14 protein-coding genes are annotated in these 17462 nt (G+C 73.9%); 9 read left to right on the top strand and 5 right to left on the bottom strand.

What is annotated here, in order from left to right:
- Positions 1-79: 79 nt before the first annotated feature.
- From ACTMS9_RS18805 to ACTMS9_RS18790, 4 genes are all read right to left on the bottom strand, one after another.
- Positions 80-1147 (bottom strand): NADH:flavin oxidoreductase/NADH oxidase, encoded by a 1068-nt coding sequence (locus tag ACTMS9_RS18805; protein ID WP_441144443.1) that lies wholly within the window; start codon positions 1145-1147, stop codon positions 80-82.
- A 165-nt stretch (positions 1148-1312) separates the two neighbouring features.
- Positions 1313-2608 (bottom strand): dicarboxylate/amino acid:cation symporter, encoded by a 1296-nt coding sequence (locus ACTMS9_RS18800; protein ID WP_441144994.1) that lies wholly within the window; start codon positions 2606-2608, stop codon positions 1313-1315.
- 205 nt (positions 2609-2813) lie between these two features.
- Positions 2814-3485, bottom strand: coding sequence for a DUF998 domain-containing protein (locus ACTMS9_RS18795; RefSeq protein ID WP_441144441.1), 672 nt, complete (start codon positions 3483-3485; stop codon positions 2814-2816).
- Entirely contained in the window at positions 3478-4443 is a 966-nt protein-coding gene (locus ACTMS9_RS18790; protein ID WP_441144440.1) for a glutathione S-transferase family protein, read from the bottom strand. The genes ACTMS9_RS18795 and ACTMS9_RS18790 overlap by 8 nt, the downstream gene beginning before the upstream one ends.
- 110 nt (positions 4444-4553) lie before the next feature.
- On the opposite strand from ACTMS9_RS18790, the gene pcaF reads away from it, so the two are divergent.
- From pcaF to ACTMS9_RS18765, 5 genes are all read left to right on the top strand, one after another.
- Complete coding sequence (gene pcaF / locus ACTMS9_RS18785) at positions 4554-5759, top strand: 3-oxoadipyl-CoA thiolase (protein WP_154943525.1); 1206 nt, start codon at positions 4554-4556, stop codon at positions 5757-5759.
- 261 nt (positions 5760-6020) lie between these two features.
- On the top strand, positions 6021-6839 hold the full coding sequence (locus ACTMS9_RS18780) for an SAM-dependent methyltransferase (RefSeq protein WP_441144437.1): 819 nt from the start codon (positions 6021-6023) through the stop codon (positions 6837-6839).
- Positions 6840-6846: 7 nt separating this feature from the next.
- Positions 6847-9015, top strand: coding sequence for a putative bifunctional diguanylate cyclase/phosphodiesterase (locus ACTMS9_RS18775; RefSeq protein ID WP_441144434.1), 2169 nt, complete (start codon positions 6847-6849; stop codon positions 9013-9015).
- A 76-nt stretch (positions 9016-9091) separates the two neighbouring features.
- Complete coding sequence (locus tag ACTMS9_RS18770) at positions 9092-9592, top strand: DUF456 domain-containing protein (RefSeq protein WP_441144432.1); 501 nt, start codon at positions 9092-9094, stop codon at positions 9590-9592.
- Between the two features lie 283 nt (positions 9593-9875).
- A complete protein-coding gene (locus ACTMS9_RS18765) occupies positions 9876-11468 on the top strand; it encodes an amino acid permease (RefSeq protein ID WP_441144428.1) in 1593 nt (530 codons plus the stop codon).
- A 24-nt stretch (positions 11469-11492) separates the two neighbouring features.
- Here ACTMS9_RS18765 and ACTMS9_RS18760 read toward each other — a convergent pair whose 3' ends face one another.
- Positions 11493-12617: a PQQ-dependent sugar dehydrogenase gene (locus ACTMS9_RS18760; protein ID WP_441144426.1), complete on the bottom strand. Its 1125-nt coding sequence runs from the start codon at positions 12615-12617 to the stop codon at positions 11493-11495.
- Positions 12618-12969: 352 nt separating this feature from the next.
- Here ACTMS9_RS18760 and ACTMS9_RS18755 point away from each other — a divergent pair, with 352 nt between their 5' ends.
- From ACTMS9_RS18755 to ACTMS9_RS18740, 4 genes are all read left to right on the top strand, one after another.
- Complete coding sequence (locus ACTMS9_RS18755; RefSeq protein WP_441144424.1) at positions 12970-14334, top strand: glutamine synthetase family protein; 1365 nt, start codon at positions 12970-12972, stop codon at positions 14332-14334.
- Positions 14335-14442: 108 nt separating this feature from the next.
- Positions 14443-15789, top strand: coding sequence for an aldehyde dehydrogenase family protein (locus tag ACTMS9_RS18750; protein WP_441165667.1), 1347 nt, complete (start codon positions 14443-14445; stop codon positions 15787-15789).
- A 5-nt stretch (positions 15790-15794) separates the two neighbouring features.
- Positions 15795-16562, top strand: a complete 768-nt coding sequence (locus tag ACTMS9_RS18745) for a 3-oxoacyl-ACP reductase (RefSeq protein ID WP_441144422.1) — start codon at positions 15795-15797, stop codon at positions 16560-16562.
- A gap of 173 nt (positions 16563-16735) precedes the next feature.
- Positions 16736-17428 carry a gamma-glutamyl-gamma-aminobutyrate hydrolase family protein gene (locus ACTMS9_RS18740; RefSeq protein ID WP_441165583.1) on the top strand — a complete coding sequence of 231 codons (693 nt, stop codon included), beginning with the start codon at positions 16736-16738 and terminating at the stop codon, positions 17426-17428.
- Positions 17429-17462: the final 34 nt, after the last annotated feature.

The raw sequence follows: 17462 nt of genomic DNA, 5'->3' as shown, positions 1-17462 counted from the left end.
TCGCGGTGTCCCTGGACGGGGACACCGCGACACGCCGCAACCGGAGTGGATCAGGGTCGGGCCGGCCGACCGGGCACGGTCAGAAGGCGCGGGCGTACTGGTCGGGCCAGCCGGGGTGGGCGCCGAGCTTGGCGGCGGCGCGGCGGGGCCAGTACGGGTCCCGGAGCAGTTCCCGGCCGAGCAGCACCAGGTCAGCCTCGCCGCCGGCGACGATCTGCTCGGCCTGCTCCGGCTCGACGATCAGGCCGACCGCGCCGGTGAGCACCCCGGCGTCGCGGCGGATCCGCGCGGCGAGGGGCACCTGGTAGCCGGGCCCGACCGGGATGCTCGCCCGGGCCGCCGCGCCGCCGGAGGAGGCGTCGACCAGGTCGACCCCGGCGGCGGCGAGTTCACCGGCGAGCACGACGCTGTCCTCGACGGTCCAGCCGCCCTCGACCCAGTCGGTGGCCGAGATCCGGGTGAGCACCGGCACCCGCTCGCCGACGGCGGCGCGCACCGCGCGAGCCACCTCCAGGGTGAGCCGCATCCGGGCCGTCCGGTCGCCGCCGTAGCCGTCGGTGCGGTGGTTGGTCAGCGGGGACAGGAACTCGTGCAGCAGGTAGCCGTGCGCGGCGTGGATCTCCACCGCGCCGAAGCCGGCCTCCACCGCCCGGCCGGCGGCGGTGGCGAAGGCGGACACCACGCGGGCGATCCCGGCCTCGTCGAGCGCGGTCGGCTCGCGATAGTCGGGCAGGAACGGCTCGGCGCCGGGGCCGACCGGGGTCCAGCCGCCCTCGGCGTCCGGCACGCCGCCGCGCCGCTCGGCCCACGGCCGGTACGTCGACGCCTTGAACCCGGCGTGCGCGAGCTGCACCGCCGGCACCGCGCCCTGGGCGGCGACGAACCCGGTGACCGGGCGCCAGGCGTCGACGTGCGCGTCGGACCAGAGGCCGGTGTCCTGCGGGCTGATCCGCCCCTCGGGCACGACGGCGGTGGCCTCGGTGAGGATCAGGCCGGCGCCGCCCACGGCCCGGGAGCCGAGGTGGATCCGGTGCCAGTCGGTGGGCAGGCCGTCCGGGCCGGCGCTGTACTGGCACATCGGGGCGAGGGCGACCCGGTTGGGCAGGGTGACCGCGCGCAGGGTCAGCGGGGTGAACAGGGCACTCATGTCGGTGATCCTCCGGGAGAGGCGATGGGCAGGACCCGCCGGGGAGGGCCCGGCGCGACCGGTGGCGCGTGCGGAGCCGGATGTCCGCTGGATGCGGCGGCCGTCCACGTGGTTCGGGTGCGTTTCCGGTCACCCGAGCGACCGGAAACGCACCCGAAGGGCGACTCAGGCGGGGACCGGCGCCAGCTCGTCGGAGCGGGTCGGCCGCTGCTCGTCGGCGTCGACCAGCTCACGCCGGCCGGCGGAGTCGTACGCGGCCCGGTCCAGGGTGCCCTCCCGCGCGGCGACGATGGTCGGCACCAGCGCCTGCCCGGCCACGTTGGTGGCGGTGCGGATCATGTCCAGGATCGGGTCGATGGCCAGCAGCAGGCCGGCGCCGGCCAGCGGCAGACCCAGCGTGCTCAGGGTCAGGGTGAGCATCACGATCGCGCCGGTCAGGCCGGCGGTGGCCGCCGAGCCGACCACCGAGACGAAGGCGATCAGCAGGTAGTCGGTGACGCCCAGGTCCACCCCGAAGACCTGCGCGACGAAGATCGCCGCCAGGGCCGGGTAGATCGCCGCGCAGCCGTCCATCTTCGTGGTGGCGCCGAACGGCACCGCGAACGAGGCGTACTCGCGGGGGACGCCGAGGCGCTCGACGGAACGCTGGGTCACCGGCATGGTGCCCACCGAGGAGCGGGAGACGAAGGCCAGCTCGATGGCGGGCCACGCGCCGGCGAAGAAGCGCAGCGGGTTGAGCCGGCCGGCCGCCACCAGCAGCAGCGGGTAGACCACGAACAGCACGATCGCGCAGCCGACGTAGACGGCGGTGGTGAACTTCGCGAGCGGGGCGATCAGGTCCCAGCCGTACGAGGCGACGGCGTTGCCGATCAGGCCGAGGGTGCCGATCGGGGCGAGCCGGATCACCCACCAGAGCGCCTTCTGCACGATCTCCAGCAGCGAGCGGTTGAGCGCCACGAACGGTTCGGCGGCCTCGCCGACCAGCAGCGCGGCGGCACCGACGACCAGGGCGAGGAACACGATCTGGAGCACGTTGCCCTCGACGAACGCGCCGACCGGGTTGGTCGGCACGATGCCGGTGAGGAAGTCGGTCCAGGAGCCGGTCTTCTTCGGGGCGCTCGCCGCGCCGGTGTCCAGCGAGACACCGCGACCCGGGTCGGTGAGCAGGCCGAGGCCGATGCCGACGCCGACCGCGATCAGCGCGGTGGCGCCGAACCAGAGCAGCGTCTTCAGCGCCAGCCGGGCGGCGTTGGCCACCCCGCGCAGGCTGACCACGCTGACCACGATGGCGGTGAAGACCAGCGGCGGGACGGCCAGCTTGAGCAGCTGGACGAAGAGGCCGCCGACGGTGTCGAGGGTGCTGGCCAGCCAGCTCAGGTCATTGGCGCGGGCGAGGAAGCCCAGCGCCACGCCGAGGACGAGGCCGAGCAGGATCTGTGCGGAAAAGGGAATCTTGCGCAGGGCGGAAGCCATGAGGATGCGTCCAAGGTCTGTCGGAGGTCGGTGCGGGCGGCGTCAGAGAGCGGGCCGCGCCGGACAGACGCCGCTGGCCTGCAGTCGGAGATCGACGTACAGGCGCACGGTGAGGTGCCAGACATTGGTCATCGCCTGGCGACGCTACTCCCGGCCACCGCGCAACGGGAAGGACCGAAGGGCGTGAGGCTCCTTACAGGGCGGGTCTGCCGTCCGTTGACCGCTTCGTCACGGTCGGGTCCCGGCGCAGGCCCAGCGCCGTCGCCGCCGCCAGGCCCCAGCCGAAGGTCACCGCCAGCAGCACCCGCTCCAGGCCGCCCACCAACCCGCCCCGACCGGCGACCAGCATGGCCAGCGCGATCACGCCGGACAGCGGCAGCGCCAGCGCCGCGCCCAGGGCCGAGATCCGGCGCAACGCGGGCGTCGTCGCCGGGGACCAGGCCAGCGCGAGCATCGCGAAGACCACCGCCGCGACCGCCGCGATGCTCGACCCGCCGTGCACCAGGTCCGCCACCGTCGCCGCCTCGAACGGCGGCAGCGGACAGCCGGTGCTGCACGTCACCACCGCGGAGAGCAGGGTGAACCCGCTGCCCGCGCCGAGCAGCGCCGCGGCGAGGCGCAGCGCCGCCGGCAGCGCGGCGGCGAGCAGCAGCAGCGCCGCGGCCAGGGCGAAGACCCCGATCCGGTACGTCGGGGCGTACGCGCTGTCGGCGACGCCGGCCTCACTGACGTACCCGGTCAGGCCCGGACCGGGACCGGCGACCACGGCGACGATCACCGCGATGGTGCCGGCCAGCACACAGCCGGCGGCGGCCGACGCGGCGGCGGCCCGGGCGGGGCCGACGGCCCGGTCCGGCTCAGCCACGCCCGTGCGGCGTGGTCCAGCCGTGCAGGTCCGGGCCGAGCGGCACGATGCGGGTCGGGTTGATCATCTCGTGGGTGGCGTAGTAGTGCCGCTTGATCTGGTCGAAGTCGACCGTCTCCCCGAAGCCCGGCGTCTGGAACAGGTCCCGCGCGTACGCCCAGAGCACCGGCATCTCGGTCAGCTTCTGCCGGTTGCACTTGAAGTGCCCGTGGTACGCCACGTCGAAGCGGACCAGGGTGGTGAACAGCCGGACGTCCGCCTCGGTGATCTGCTCGCCCATCAGGTAGCGGCGCCCGGCCAGCCGCTCCGACAGCGCGTCCAGCCGGGCGAAGAGCGCGGTGTACGCCTCGTCGTACGCCTCCTGGGAGGTGGCGAAGCCGCACCGGTAGACGCCGTTGTTGACGTCCCGGTGGATCTCCGCCATCAACGCGTCCATCTCCGGGCGCAGCTCGACCGGGTAGAGGTCCGGCGCGCCCGGAGCGTGAAACCGCCGCCACTCGGTGGAGAAGTCCAGCGTGAGCTGGGGGTAGTCGTTGGTGACCACCCGCCCGGTGAGCGTGTCGATCAGTGCCGGCACGGTCACCCGCCCGGTGTAGTCCGGGTCGGTGGCCAGGTACGCGTCGGAGAGGAAGCCGATGCCCAGCACCGGGTCGAAGCCGTCCGGGTCGAGGTTGAACCGCCAGCCCCGCTCGTCGCGGATCGGGTCGACCGTGCCCAGCGAGATGACCTCATCCAGGCCGAGCAGGCCGCGCACGATCCTCGCCCGGTGCGCCCACGGGCAGGCGCGGCACCAGATCAGCCGGTAGCGGCCCGGCTCCAGCGGCCAGCGGTCCTGCTCGTCCGGCCCGCCCCCGGGGGGCGAGGTGGAGTGCGGGGTGACCCGACCGGTGAACCGGTTGGGCTGGCGGACGAACGCGCCGCCGCCGGCGGTCTCTGCGCTGAACTGGGCCCGGGCCATGCCGTCAACCTATCGGCTCGGCCCGCGGATATCCTGGCCCTCGGGCGTCCCCGCGACCCGGGCCGACGCGCCGCCGCCGAGCCCCTTCCACCCCCCGAAGGACAGCGCCGATGACCGTGGCATACCTCGTGGCCGGAGTCCGCACGCCGATCGGCCGGTACGCCGGCGCCCTCGCCGGGGTACGCCCCGACGATCTCGCCGCCCACGTGATCCGCGAGCTGGTCGCCCGCCACCCGTCGGTGGACTGGGCCCGCACCGACGACGTGGTGCTCGGCTGCGCCAACCAGGCCGGCGAGGACAACCGCAACGTCGCCCGGATGGCGGCGCTGCTCGGCGGGCTGCCCGAGGAGGTCCCCGGCAGCACGGTCAACCGGCTCTGCGGCTCCGGCCTGGACGCGCTGGCCACCGCCGCCCGGTCCATCGTGGCCGGCGAGGCCGACCTGGTGGTCGCCGGCGGAGTGGAGAGCATGAGCCGCGCGCCGTTCGTCATGCCGAAGGCGGCGACGCCGTTCGCCCGCACCGCCGAGGTGTACGACACCACCATCGGCTGGCGGCTGGTCAACCCGCTGATGAAGGCCGGCTGGGGCATCGACTCGATGCCCGAGACGGCGGAGAACGTGGCCGCCGAGTTCGGCGTCGACCGGGCCGCGCAGGACGAGTTCGCGCTGCGCTCCCAGCAGCGGGCCGCCAAGGCGCAGGCCGACGGCCGGTTCGCCGAGGAGATCGTGCCGGTGACCGTGCCGGCCGGGCGGCGCGAGACGAAGCTGGTCGAGGTCGACGAGCACCCCCGGGAGACGTCGCTGGAGAAGCTCGCCGCGCTGCCCACCCCGTTCCGCGAGGGCGGCACGGTGACCGCCGGCAACTCCTCCGGGGTCAACGACGGCGCGGTGGCCCTGCTGGTCGCCTCCGAGGCCGCGGTCGCCCGGTACGGCCTGACCCCGCTGGCCCGGATCGGCGGAGCCGCCGCGGCCGGCGTACCGCCCCGGATCATGGGCATCGGGCCGGTGCCGGCCACCCGTAAGCTGCTCGACCGGCTCGGCCTGGGCCTCGGCGACGTCGACGTGGTCGAGCTGAACGAGGCGTTCGCCGCGCAGGGCGTGGCGGTGCTGCGCGAGCTGGGCCTGCCGGAGGACGCCGAGCACGTCAACCCGAACGGCGGCGCCATCGCGCTCGGCCACCCGCTCGGCGCCAGCGGCGCCCGGCTGGCGCTGACCGCGGCGCTGGAGCTGCGCCGCCGGGGCGGCCGGCGGGCGCTGGCCACCATGTGCATCGGCGTCGGGCAGGGCATCGCGCTGATGCTGGAGTCCGCCGCCTGACCCGTCGCGCCGGTCGGCGGCGCGAGGTCGGGCGGCCGCCGGTGTCCCGGGCCCCGGGGCACCGGCACGTCACCGCCGCCGGGACGCTGTCGGGCGGACAGGTGATCACCGTCCAAATGTGGATCTCCCGCGCTCGGGCGTACGCGCCTAGAGTGGTCAGCACCACACCTTCCGCGGGTCGGCCGGTGTCGCCTCCGCGTGCCTGCGCGCGTCCGGACACCGGTGCCCTCCCGCACCGCGGCGACGAACTGGGGCGAACCGATGCAGATGCCGGACGGAACTCCCGCCGAGATAGACCTGAGCCGGCCGAGCGCGGCCCGCGTCTACGACTACTTCCTCGGCGGCGCGCACAACTTCGAGATCGACCGGCAGCTCGCCGAGCAGATCGCCAGCATGACGCCGAACCTGGCGGCCACCATGCGCTCCGGGCGGGAGTTCCTGCGCCGGGCCGTCCGGGTGCTGCTCGACGCCGGCATCGACCAGTTCCTCGACATCGGCTCGGGCATCCCCACCGTCGGCAACGTGCACGAGGTGGCGCAGGCCGCCAACCCGCAGGCCCGGATCGTCTACGTCGACATCGACCCGGTGGCCGTGGCGCACAGCCGGGAACTGCTCGCCGGCAACGACCGGGCCACCGCGATCCACGCCGACCTGCGGGAGCCGAAGCTGATCCTGGACGAGGCCCGGGCCAGCGGCCTGATCGACTTCAGCCGCCCGGTCGGCATCCTGCTCGCCGGGGTGGTGCACTTCATCCCCGACGCCGACCGCCCGGCCGACATCCTCGCCGCCCTGCGGGCCGCCGCGGTGCCCGGCAGCTTCCTGGTCATCTCCCACTCGACCTTCGAGGACCAGCCCCAGGAGATGCTCGACGCGCAGCGGCTGTCGGCGCGTACCGCCACCGAGATCACGCTGCGCTCCCGGGCCGAGATCACCGGCTTCTTCGGCGACTGGACGATCCTGGAGCCGGGCGTGGTGCACATGCCGCTGTGGCGGCCGGACTCGCCCTCCGACGTGGACGAGCACCCCGAGCGGTTCGGCGCCTTCGGCGGCGTCGCCCGGTACGACCGAGCCGCCGGCTGAGTCCGACATGGCCGCCGTCCCGGATTCCGGCGGGGACGATCTCCACCGCCCCGGCGCCCAGCGGTACGCCGCCGACTGGGCCCGGGCGGTGCGTCGACTCGGTTTCGTGCCGCTGAGCGCGGACGAGACCGAGCGGCTGCTGCTCGTCCACACCGTACGGCTGGGCCAGGCCGTGCTGGCCCGGCAGTTCTCCGCCACCCCGGCGGAGGACGTGGGCCGGGCGCTGGTGGAGGCGCACCTCACCGAGCCCCGGGTGCTGGACTGGTCGGTGCACGCCCTCGGCCACCGGTTCCTGGCACAGGTGCTGCCGGACCGGGTCCACCCCGCCGACGTCGCCGACCGGGTGGCGGCGTTGCAGGGGGCGCTCGCGGCCGGGTTCGCCCGCGCCCTGCGCAACCGGACCTTCAGCCAGCAGGAACGCATCGCCCGCTCGGCCTGGCAGGCCCGGGACGCGGTGGAGCGGGCGCTGCGCGACAGCGAGGCGCGCTTCCGCGCGGTCTTCACCGGCGCGGCGATCGGCATCGGCATCGCCGGCATCGACGGGCAGATCATCGAGGTGAACCAGTCCTTCGCCGACATGCTCGGCTACCCCGTCGACGAGCTGCGGCAGATCAACGTGGCGTCGCTGTTCCACGCCGACGACGCCGCCGGCATGTGGGAGCTGTACCAGGAGCTGATCGAGGGCAAGCACGACCACGCCCGGGTGGAGAAGCGCTACCACCGCAAGGACGGCACCGTCGTCTGGACCGACCTGGCGGTCTCACTGATCCGGCACGACGACGGACGCCCCCGGTTCACGGTGGCGATGATCGAGGACATCACCGAGCGGTACGAACTCCAGCAGCGGCTGCGGTTCCAGGCCCTGCACGACCCGCTGACCGGCCTGCCCAACCGGACGCTGTTCTTCGAGACCCTGGGACGGTGCTTCGAGCGGGCCGGTCCGGAGCAGCGGATCGCCGTCTGCTTCCTGGACCTGGACGGCTTCAAGGCGGTCAACGACAGCCTCGGCCACGACCTCGGCGACCGGCTGCTGATCACCATCGCGCGGCGGCTGGCCGACTGCGTGGCCGGGCAGGGCCATCTGGTCGCCCGGATGGGCGGCGACGAGTTCGTCATCCTGGTCGACGGCGGCGACGGGCTGGACGACGCCGTCGGCGTCGCCGAACTGGCCCTGGCCGCCGTCTCCGCCCCGGTGCTGGTCGGCGACCAGCAGCTCGCGGTCTCCGCCAGCGTCGGCGTGGTGGAGTGCCCGGCCGCGGAGACCAGCGCCTCCGAGCTGATGAAGGCCGCCGACACCACCCTGTACTGGGCGAAGGCGGAGGGCCGGGGCCGCTGGGCGGTGTACGACCCGGAGCGCAGCGCCGCCGACATCGCCCGGTCGGCGCTCGCCGCCGGGCTGCCGGCCGCCCTGGACCGGGACGAGTTCGTGGTCCACTACCAGCCGATCGTCTCGCTGCTGGACTCCGAGATGCTGGCGGTGGAGGCGCTGGTGCGCTGGCGGCACCCGGAGCTGGGCCTGGTCGGGCCGGACCGGTTCATCGGGCTGGCCGAGGAGACCGGCCTGATCGTCCGGCTCGGCGAGTGGGTGCTCGGGCAGGCCTGCCGGGACGCCCGGGCCTGGCACCGAGAGTTCCCCGCGCAGCCGCTGGTGGTCAGCGTCAACCTGGCCGCCCGGCAGGCCGACGACCCGGCCATCGTCGACACCGTGGCGGGCGCGCTGAGCCGGACGGGCCTGCCGGCGGAGCTGTTGCAGCTGGAGCTGACCGAGAGCGCGGTGATGGGCACCGCCGGGGAGCCGCTGCGCTCGCTGCGCCGGCTCGCCGGGCTGGGTGTCCGGCTCGCCATCGACGACTTCGGCACCGGCTACTCCAACCTCGCGTACCTGCGGCGGCTGCCGATCCACTGCCTGAAGCTGGCCGGCCCGTTCGTCGAGGGGATCCGGGCCGAGGACCCGGACGCCCCCGGCGAGCACCGGGACGAGCGCATCGTGGACGCCCTGGTCCGGCTCGCGCACGCGTTGGAGCTGTCGGTGACCGCCGAGGCCGTGGAGACCGCCGCCCAGGCCGAACGGCTGCGGGCGCTGCGGTGCGACACCGGTCAGGGGCGCTGGTTCGGCCCGCCGATGCCGGCGGAGGAGATCACCGCCCGGTTGCGCGGCGGGGAGGCGGCGGCGTGAACGCTCGGGTCGGGCGCGGCGGGGCGTACCCGGGTGGTGGTCCCGCCGGGGGCCGTGGGCGACGGGCGGAGGCGGCGTGGGCCTGACCGATGCACAGGCGGCCGTGTCGGTGGTGGCCGCGCTGGCGATCCTGGCCGGACTGGCCGGCGTGGTGGTGCCCGGGCTGCCGGCGCTGCCGCTGTGCTGGGGCGGCGTGCTGGTCTGGGCGCTCTTCGGCGGCGCGGGCCCGGGCCGGTGGGTGGTGCTCGCCGCGGCCACCGTGGTCGCCGCCGGCGGGACCGTCGTCAAGTACGCCTGGCCGGGGCGGAACCTGAAGCGGACCGGGGTGCCCACCTCGTCGCTGCTCGCCGGCGGCCTGCTCGGGCTGGTGGGGTTCTTCGTGATCCCGGTGGTGGGGCTGGTGCTCGGCTTCGTCGGCGGGGTGTTCGGCGCCGAGCGGCTGCGCCTGGGCAGCAACCAGCTCGCCTGGCCGGCGACCGTGCAGGCCCTCAAGGCGGCCGGGCTGTCGATGCTGGTGGAGTTCCTGGCCGGGCTGGTCGTCGCCGCGCTCTGGGTCGCCGGCCTGCTGTTCGCCTGACCGGGCGGCGAGAGCGGCGGCGGGGGGCGCCCGTCGGGTACGGCGGATCGCCGTACTAGTGAGAGAGAGGTGAGCGCCCCGCGCCGCCGCGGACCGGGCGTTGCCGAGCGCCCGGGGAAGGCCCGTCGCGATCGGGCCTGGTCACGGGCTCAAGCATGCCGCCGGGCCACCCCGGTCGGCAACGCAATTTGCGAGTTCGAAACTTGCGAAGGATTGACCGCGGTGATCCACGGGACGAGACTCGGGCGCACTCGTACCGGGGATCACCTCAGGGAGGTGTGCAGTGGCCACGACGCCCTCGCCGACCGCCGAGCAACCGATGGACGACGACGCCCGACGGCTCGCCGAACTCGGTTATCAGCAGGAGTTGCGCCGCAAGTGGAGCGGCTTCTCCAACTTCGCCATCTCGTTCTCGATCATCTCGATCCTGGCCGGCTGCTTCACCACCTTCGGTCAGGCGTGGAACAACGGCGGCCCGGTCGCCATCTCCTGGGGCTGGCCGCTGATCTCGCTGTTCATCCTGATCATCGGCTTCTGCATGGCCGAGCTGGTCTCGGCGTACCCGACGGCGGGCGGCATCTACTGGTGGGCGGCGAAGATGGGCCGCCCGGTGCACGGCTGGTTCACCGGCTGGCTCAACCTGATCGGGCTGGTCGCCGTCACCGCCTCGGTGGACTACGGCTGCGCGACCTTCCTCAACCTGACCCTGTCGGCGCTCTTCGACGGTTGGGCGGGGACGCTGCGCCAGGCGTTCCTGCTGTTCGTGATCATCCTGGTGCTGCACGGGCTGATCAACATCTTCGGGCACCGGATCATCGACGTGCTCCAGAACGTCTCGGTCTGGTGGCACGTGGCCGGCGCGGCGGCCGTGGTGGCGATCCTGCTGCTGGTGCCGGACGACCACCAGAGCTTCACGTTCGTCTTCACCGAGCGGTTCAACAACTCCGGCTTCGGCGACGGCGACACCGGCGGGCTGACCTTCTGGTTCTACGTGCTCCCACTGGGCTTCCTGCTCACCCAGTACACGATCACCGGCTTCGACGCCTGCGCGCACGTCTCCGAGGAAACCCGGGGCGCGTCCCAGGCCGCCGCCAAGGGACTCTGGCGGTCGATCTTCTATTCCGCGGTCGGCGGCTGGATCCTGCTGCTGGCCTTCCTCTTCGCCGCCACCGACGTCGACGCGATCAACGAGGCCGGCGGCTTCTCCGGGGCGATCTTCGAGACCGCGCTGACGCCGTTCTTCTTCAAGGCCGTCATCATCATCTCCACCATCGGCCAGTTCTTCTGCGGAATGAGCTGCGTGACCTCGATGAGCCGGATGACGTACGCGTTCAGCCGGGACCGCGCGGTGCCCGGCTGGCGGCTCTGGTCGAAGGTGGACCGCAACGGCACCCCGGTCAACGCGATCATCGGCGCCACCCTGGCCGGGCTGGTGCTCACCCTGCCAGCCCTCTACGAGAGCCCGTCCGGCATCCCGGTCGCCTTCTACGCCGTGGTCTCGGTGGCGGTGCTCGGGCTCTACCTGTCGTTCGTCATCCCGATCGCGCTGCGGCTGCGGATGGGGGACCGGTTCCAGCCCGGGCCGTGGACGCTCGGCCCGAAGTACAAGCTGCTCGGCTGGATCGCGGTGATCGAGATCGCGGTCATCTCGGTCTACTTCGTGCTGCCGATCGTCCCCGCCGGGGTACCCGGCAACGCCGACTTCAGCTGGTCGGCGGTGAACTACGCGCCGCTCGCCGTGGGCGGGTTGCTGCTGCTGGTCGCCGTCTGGTGGTACGCCTCGGCCCGGAAGTGGTTCACCGGCCCCCGCCGTACCGTCGACCTGCCGGCGCCGCGAGCGGCCACCGACGCCGCGCGGGCCGACGAGCCGGCCTGACCCGCCCCCCTCGTCGGCGCCGGGTCACCCGGCGCCGACGAGGAGCGCCGGGGGTTGCGGCTGCCGCGCCCCGGCCGGGAAGCGGAGGACGCGGTCGTCGTCCGCCGCCGGGCTGCCCCGGCCGTCCCGGTTGCTGGTGGTCACCCAGAGCGCGCCGTCCGGGGCCACCTCGACGGTACGCAGGCGACCGTAGGCCCCCTGCAAGACGGCGGTCGGCGTGCCGACCCGACCGGCGGCGTCAACGGGTACGGCCCAGAGCCGCGCTCCCCGCAGCGCCGCGACGAACAGCGTGCCAGCGGCGAAGGCCGCCCCGCTCGGTGACGCCTCCGCGGGTGACCAGACGACGACCGGGTCGCGGAACCGGGGATCGCCGCTTCTGCCCTCGACGACCGGCCAGCCGTAGTTGCCGCCCGGCACGATCCGGTTCACCTCGTCCCAGGTGCTCTGGCCGAACTCGGTGGCGAACAGCCGCCCCCGCCGGTCCCAGGCGAGACCCTGCACGTTGCGGTGACCGTAGCTGTAGACCAGCGAACCGGGGAACGGGTTGTCCGCCGGCACCCCGCCGTCCGGCCGCATTCGCAGGATCTTGCCGTTCCGGCTGGCCAGGTTCTGCGCGTTGGCGGGGACGACGGCGTCACCGATGCCGGCGTAGAGCATGCCGTCGGGGCCGAACGCGATTCGGCCGCCGTCATGGGCGGCCGCCCGGGTGATACCGCTGAGGATCACCTGGAGGGACTGTGGCGCGTGGAGCCGGAACCGCGCGATCCGGATGTCGGAGGCGGTGGTGTAGCAGACGTAGACCAGCCGGTCCCGCCGGAACCTGGGGGAGACGGCCAGCCCGAGCAGGCCCGCCTCCCCACCGGCGACCACGCCGGCGATCCGGGCGACCTGACGTGGCGGGGCACCGGGCCGGACCCGCACGACGGTGCCCAGGTTGCGCTGGGCCACCAGCGCGCTGCCGTCGGGCAGGAAGTCGAGCCCCCAGGGCGCCTCCAGGCCGGCGGCGACCACCTGCGGGTTCGTGAAATCGAAGCCGGCTGGGACTGGCGGCCGTCCGGTCCCGACCGGCGGCTGCCGATCCGCCCGGGCGTCCGTGGCGCCCAGCCCGACGGCGAGCACGGCGGCGACGGCGGCGACGATCCGACGCATGTGACCTCCCTCGGTTTCGTCCCCGACCGCGCCGGGGCACTGCCGGTTTGCCGGTAGGCCTGGATGATGACGGCCCGCTGCTGAGCAGAACGCCTCTGACCTGGGAATAGTTGCGGGTCACCCGCGCCGTGATCGACTCCGGTACGCCGAGGTGGGGGTGTCGGCGGGCCTCGGATACCGCCACCCCGGCGAGGTGGAGTGAACGATGAGCGGCCGCGTCGGAGGCGGCCCGGACGGCGGGGATCAGCCGGTCCTGCCCGATCAGCCGGTCGACCTGGTTTGCCGGGGGGCCGGCCCGGGGCATTGACGGTGATCCGCCAGGCCGGTAGACCTTGGTGATGGAGACTCGCCGATGAGGAAAGCTCCGCTCACGCTGGAAGAACTGCGGGTCGCCATCCGGGGCGGCGAGATCGACACGGTGGTGCTGGCCCTGACCGACATGCAGGGCCGGTTGCAGGGCAAGCGGTTCCACGCTCCCTTCTTCCTGGACGAGGTGGTCCGGCACGGTAGCGAGGGCTGCAACTACCTGCTCGCGGTCGACGTCGACATGAACACCGTCGACGGGTACGCCATGTCGAGCTGGGAACGCGGCTACGGCGACTTCGCCATGCGGCCGGACCTGGCCACCCTGCGCCGGGTGCCCTGGCAGCCGGGCACCGCGATGCTGCTGGCCGACCTGGAGTGGCTGGACGGCTCCGGGCCGGTGATCGCCTCACCCCGGCAGATCCTGCGCCGCCAGCTCGACCGGCTGGCCGCGCACGGGCTGACCGCGTACGCCGGCACCGAGCTGGAGTTCGTGCTCTTCCGCGACTCGTACGAGGACGCCTGGCGGCGCGGCTACCGCGAGCTGACCCCGGCCAACCAGTACAACGTGGACTACTCGCTGCTCGGCACCGCCCGGGTCGAGCCGCTGCTGCGCCGCATCCGCACCGAGATGGCCGGCGCGGGGCTGACCCCGGAGAGCGCCAAGGGCGAGTGCAACCTCGGCCAGCACGAGATCGCCTTCCGGTACGACGAGGCGGTGGCCTGCGCCGACCACCACGTCATCTACAAGAACGGGGCCAAGGAGATCACCGCCCAGGAGGGCATGTCGATCACCTTCATGGCCAAGCCGAACGCCCGCGAGGGCAACTCCTGCCACATCCACTTCTCGCTGCGCGACGCCGACGGCCGCTCCGCGATGCTCGGCGACGGGCCCGCCCACCTGTCGGTGACCGGGCAGCGGGTGCTGGCCGGGCTGCTCGACACCATGCGCGAGCTGAGCCTCTTCTTCGCGCCGAACGTCAACTCCTACAAGCGCTACCAGCCCGGCTCGTTCGCCCCGACCGCGCTGCGCTGGGGCACCGACAACCGCACCTGCGCGCTGCGGCTGGTGGGGCACGGGCAGGGGATGCGGGTGGAGAACCGGGTGCCCGGCGCGGACGTCAACCCGTACCTGGCGATCGCCGCCCTGGTGGCCGGGGCGGTGCACGGCATCGAACGGGAGTTGGAGCTGGGCGAGGAGTGCCGGGGCAACGCGTACGACGACCCGGCCGCCGAGCGGGTGCCCGCCACCCTCCGCGACGCCCGCACCCTTTGGGAGTCCTCCGCCGTGGCGAAGGACGCCTTCGGCGACGAGGTGGTCGCCCACTACGCCAACCAGGCGAAGGTCGAACTGGCCGCCTTCGACGCCGCCGTGACGGACTGGGAACTCGTCCGTGGCTTCGAACGCCTCTGAGGCCGCCCGCCTCGGCCGCCCGTCGGGCCGGCGCGGGACGGGCGCGACGCGCCGGGACGACAGCTGCGCAGACACCGTGGAGAGGGCAGGGTGGGACGGGTGACCGACGTGCGGAACCCGGCGACCGGGGAGATCCTGCGAAAGGTGCCGGCCAGCTCGCCGGCGGAGGTGGACGCGGCGATCGAGCGGGCCGCGCGGGCGTACGAGAGGTGGCGGGGCGTGGCGCCGGGCGACCGGGCGCGGCTGCTGCGCCGGTTCGCCGCCGTGGTGGACGCGCACCTGGAGGAGCTGGCCCGGCTGGAGGTGCACAACGCCGGGCACACCATCGGCAACGCCCGCTGGGAGGCGGGCAACGTCCGGGACGTGCTCGACTACTACGCCGGCGCCCCGGAGCGGTTGACCGGCCGGCAGATCCCGGTGCCGGGCGGGCTGGACGTCACCTTCCACGAGCCGCTCGGCGTGGTCGGGGTGATCGTGCCGTGGAACTTCCCGATGCCGATCGCCGGCTGGGGCTTCGCCCCGGCGCTCGCCGCCGGCAACACGGTGGTGCTCAAGCCCGCCGAGCTGACCCCGCTGACCGCGCTGCGGCTGGGCGAGCTGGCGGTCGAGGCGGGCCTGCCCGAGGGGGTGTTCACCGTGCTGCCGGGGCCGGGCGGCGTGGTGGGGGAGCGGTTCGTCACCCACCCGGCCGTGCGCAAGGTCTGCTTCACCGGCTCCACCGAGGTCGGCACCCGGATCATGGCCGGCTGCGCCGAACAGGTGAAGCGGGTGACCCTGGAGCTGGGCGGCAAGAGCGCCAACCTGGTCTTCGCCGACGCGGACCTGGCGAAGGCGGCGGCCACCGCGCCGTACGCGGTCTTCGACAACGCCGGCCAGGACTGCTGCGCCCGCTCCCGGATCCTGGTCCAGCGCAGCGTGTACGACCGCTTCCTCGAACTCCTCGAACCGGCCGTGCGCGCCTTCCGGGTGGCCGACCCGGCCGCCGAGAGCACCGAGATGGGGCCGCTGATCTCGGCCGCGCACCGGGACCGGGTCGCCGGGTACGTCGACGGCGCGAAGGTCGCCTTCACCGGCTCGTGCCCCGACGGCCCCGGCTACTGGCACGCCCCGACGGTGCTGCTCGCCGAGTCGCCGGCCGACCGGCACTGGCGGGAGGAGGTCTTCGGGCCGGTGGTGTCGGTGCTCCCGTTCGACGACGAGGCCGACGCGGTGCGGCTGGCCAACGACACCGAGTACGGCCTGTCCGGGTCGGTCTGGACCCGGGACGTCGGCCGGGCGCTGCGGGTGGCCCGCGCCGTCGAGTCGGGCAACCTGAGCGTCAACTCGCACTCCTCGGTGCGCTACTGGACCCCGTTCGGCGGGATGAAGCGTTCCGGCCTCGGCCGTGAGCTGGGCCCGGACGCGCTGCACGCCTTCACCGACGTCAAGAACGTGTTCATCAGCACAGAGGAGTGACGAGCGTGCAGGGACGACTTCAGGACCGGGTGGCCGTGGTGACCGGGGCGGGCAGCGGGATCGGGCTGGCCACCGTGCGGCGCTTCGCCGCCGAGGGCGCGCGGGTGGTCTGCGTCGACATCGACACCGAGGCCGGCAAGCGGGCGGCCGACGAGGTCGGCGGCGAGTTCGTCGCCTGCGACGTGGCCGACGAGGCGTCCGTCCGGGACCTCTTCGACGGCGTGGTGCAGCGGCACGGCCGGGTCGACGTGGCGTTCAACAACGCGGGCATCTCCCCGCCCGACGACGACTCGATCCTGGAGACCGGCCTGGACGCCTGGGAGCGGGTGCTGCGGGTCAACACCACCAGCGTCTACCTCTGCTGCAAGTACGTCATCCCGCACATGCGCCGGCAGGGCAAGGGTTCGATCATCAACACCGCCTCCTTCGTCGCGCTGATGGGGGCGGCCACCTCGCAGATCGCGTACACGGCGAGCAAGGGCGGGGTGCTGGCGATGACCCGGGAGCTGGGCGTGCAGTTCGCCCGGGAGGGGATCCGGGTCAACGCGCTCTGCCCCGGCCCGGTCGCCACCCCGCTGCTGCTGGAGCTCTTCGCCGCCGACCCGGAGCGGGCCGCCCGCCGGTTGGTGCACGTGCCGATGGGGCGGTTCGGCGCCCCGGAGGAGATCGCCGCCGCGGTCGCCTTCCTGGCCAGCGACGACGCGTCGTTCATGACCGCCGCGCAGTTCGTGGTCGACGGCGGCATCACCGGCGCCTACGTCACCCCACTGTGAGCGCGAGGAGTGAGCCGGGTCTGCGAGCCCCGCGGTCGCGAACGGTGCCGGCCCGGTGAGCGCGAGGAGTGAGCCGGGTCTGCGAGCCCCGCGGTCGCGATCGGTGCCGGCCCGGTGAGCGCGAGGAGTGAGCCGGGTCTGCGAGCCCCGCAGTCGCGAACGGTGCCGGCCCCGTGAGCCGCCCGCTGATCGGGATCAGCGCGTACGTGGAGCCCGCCGCCTGGGCGGTGTGGCGGGACGTGCCGGCGACCCTGGTGCCGCAGGCGTACGTCCGGGCGGTCAGCGCGGCCGGCGGCCGGGCCGTCGTGCTGCCCCCGGACGACGTGGACGCCGACGTGGTCCGGGTGCTCGACGGGCTGGTCCTGGCCGGCGGCGCCGACGTCGCCCCGGACCGGTACGACCAGCCGCTCGACCCGCGTACCGAGCCCCGGCCGGACCGGGACGCCGGCGAGCTGGCGCTGCTCGCCGGCGCGCTCGCCGCCGACCTGCCGGTGCTGGGGATCTGTCGGGGCCTGCAGCTGTTGGTGGTCGCCCACGGCGGGGTGCTGCACCAGCACCTGCCGGACGTGGTCGGCCACGACCGGCACCGCCCGGCCCCGGGCCGGTACGGCGAGCACCCGGTCCGGTTCGCGCCGGGCAGCCTGGCCGGGGCGGTGATGGCCGGCGTGGACCGGGTCAACTCCTACCACCATCAGGGGGTGGCCGATCCGGGGCGGTTGGTCGCCACCGGCTGGGCGGACGACGGGGTCGTCGAGGCGGTCGAGGATCCGCGTCGGCGCTTCCTGCTCGGGGTGCAGTGGCACCCGGAGAACGAGGCCGACCCGCGCCCCGTCACCGCCCTGGTCCGGGCCGCCCGTTCCAACTGACGGGAACGAGCGTCCCACTCTTCGGCGACGGGTG

It is taken from the genome of Micromonospora sp. L31 (genome assembly GCF_052068075.1).
GTDB lineage: Bacteria > Actinomycetota > Actinomycetes > Mycobacteriales > Micromonosporaceae > Micromonospora > Micromonospora purpureochromogenes.
The sequence above is the reverse complement of the archived record's forward strand: the minus strand, read 5'-3'. Positions and strand labels throughout refer to the sequence as shown.

Bases quoted from the DNA above. Each gene is read 5' to 3' on its own strand.
- ACTMS9_RS18790 (WP_441144440.1), bottom strand. From the start codon at position 4,443: ATGGCCCGGGCCCAGTTCAGCGCAGAGACCGCCGGCGGCGGCGCGTTC.
- pcaF (WP_154943525.1), top strand. From the start codon at position 4,554: ATGACCGTGGCATACCTCGTGGCCGGAGTCCGCACGCCGATCGGCCGG.
- ACTMS9_RS18780 (WP_441144437.1), top strand. From the start codon at position 6,021: ATGCAGATGCCGGACGGAACTCCCGCCGAGATAGACCTGAGCCGGCCG.
- ACTMS9_RS18760 (WP_441144426.1), bottom strand. From the start codon at position 12,617: ATGCGTCGGATCGTCGCCGCCGTCGCCGCCGTGCTCGCCGTCGGGCTG.
- ACTMS9_RS18805 (WP_441144443.1), bottom strand. From the start codon at position 1,147: ATGAGTGCCCTGTTCACCCCGCTGACCCTGCGCGCGGTCACCCTGCCC.
- ACTMS9_RS18775 (WP_441144434.1), top strand. From the start codon at position 6,847: ATGGCCGCCGTCCCGGATTCCGGCGGGGACGATCTCCACCGCCCCGGC.
- ACTMS9_RS18755 (WP_441144424.1), top strand. From the start codon at position 12,970: ATGAGGAAAGCTCCGCTCACGCTGGAAGAACTGCGGGTCGCCATCCGG.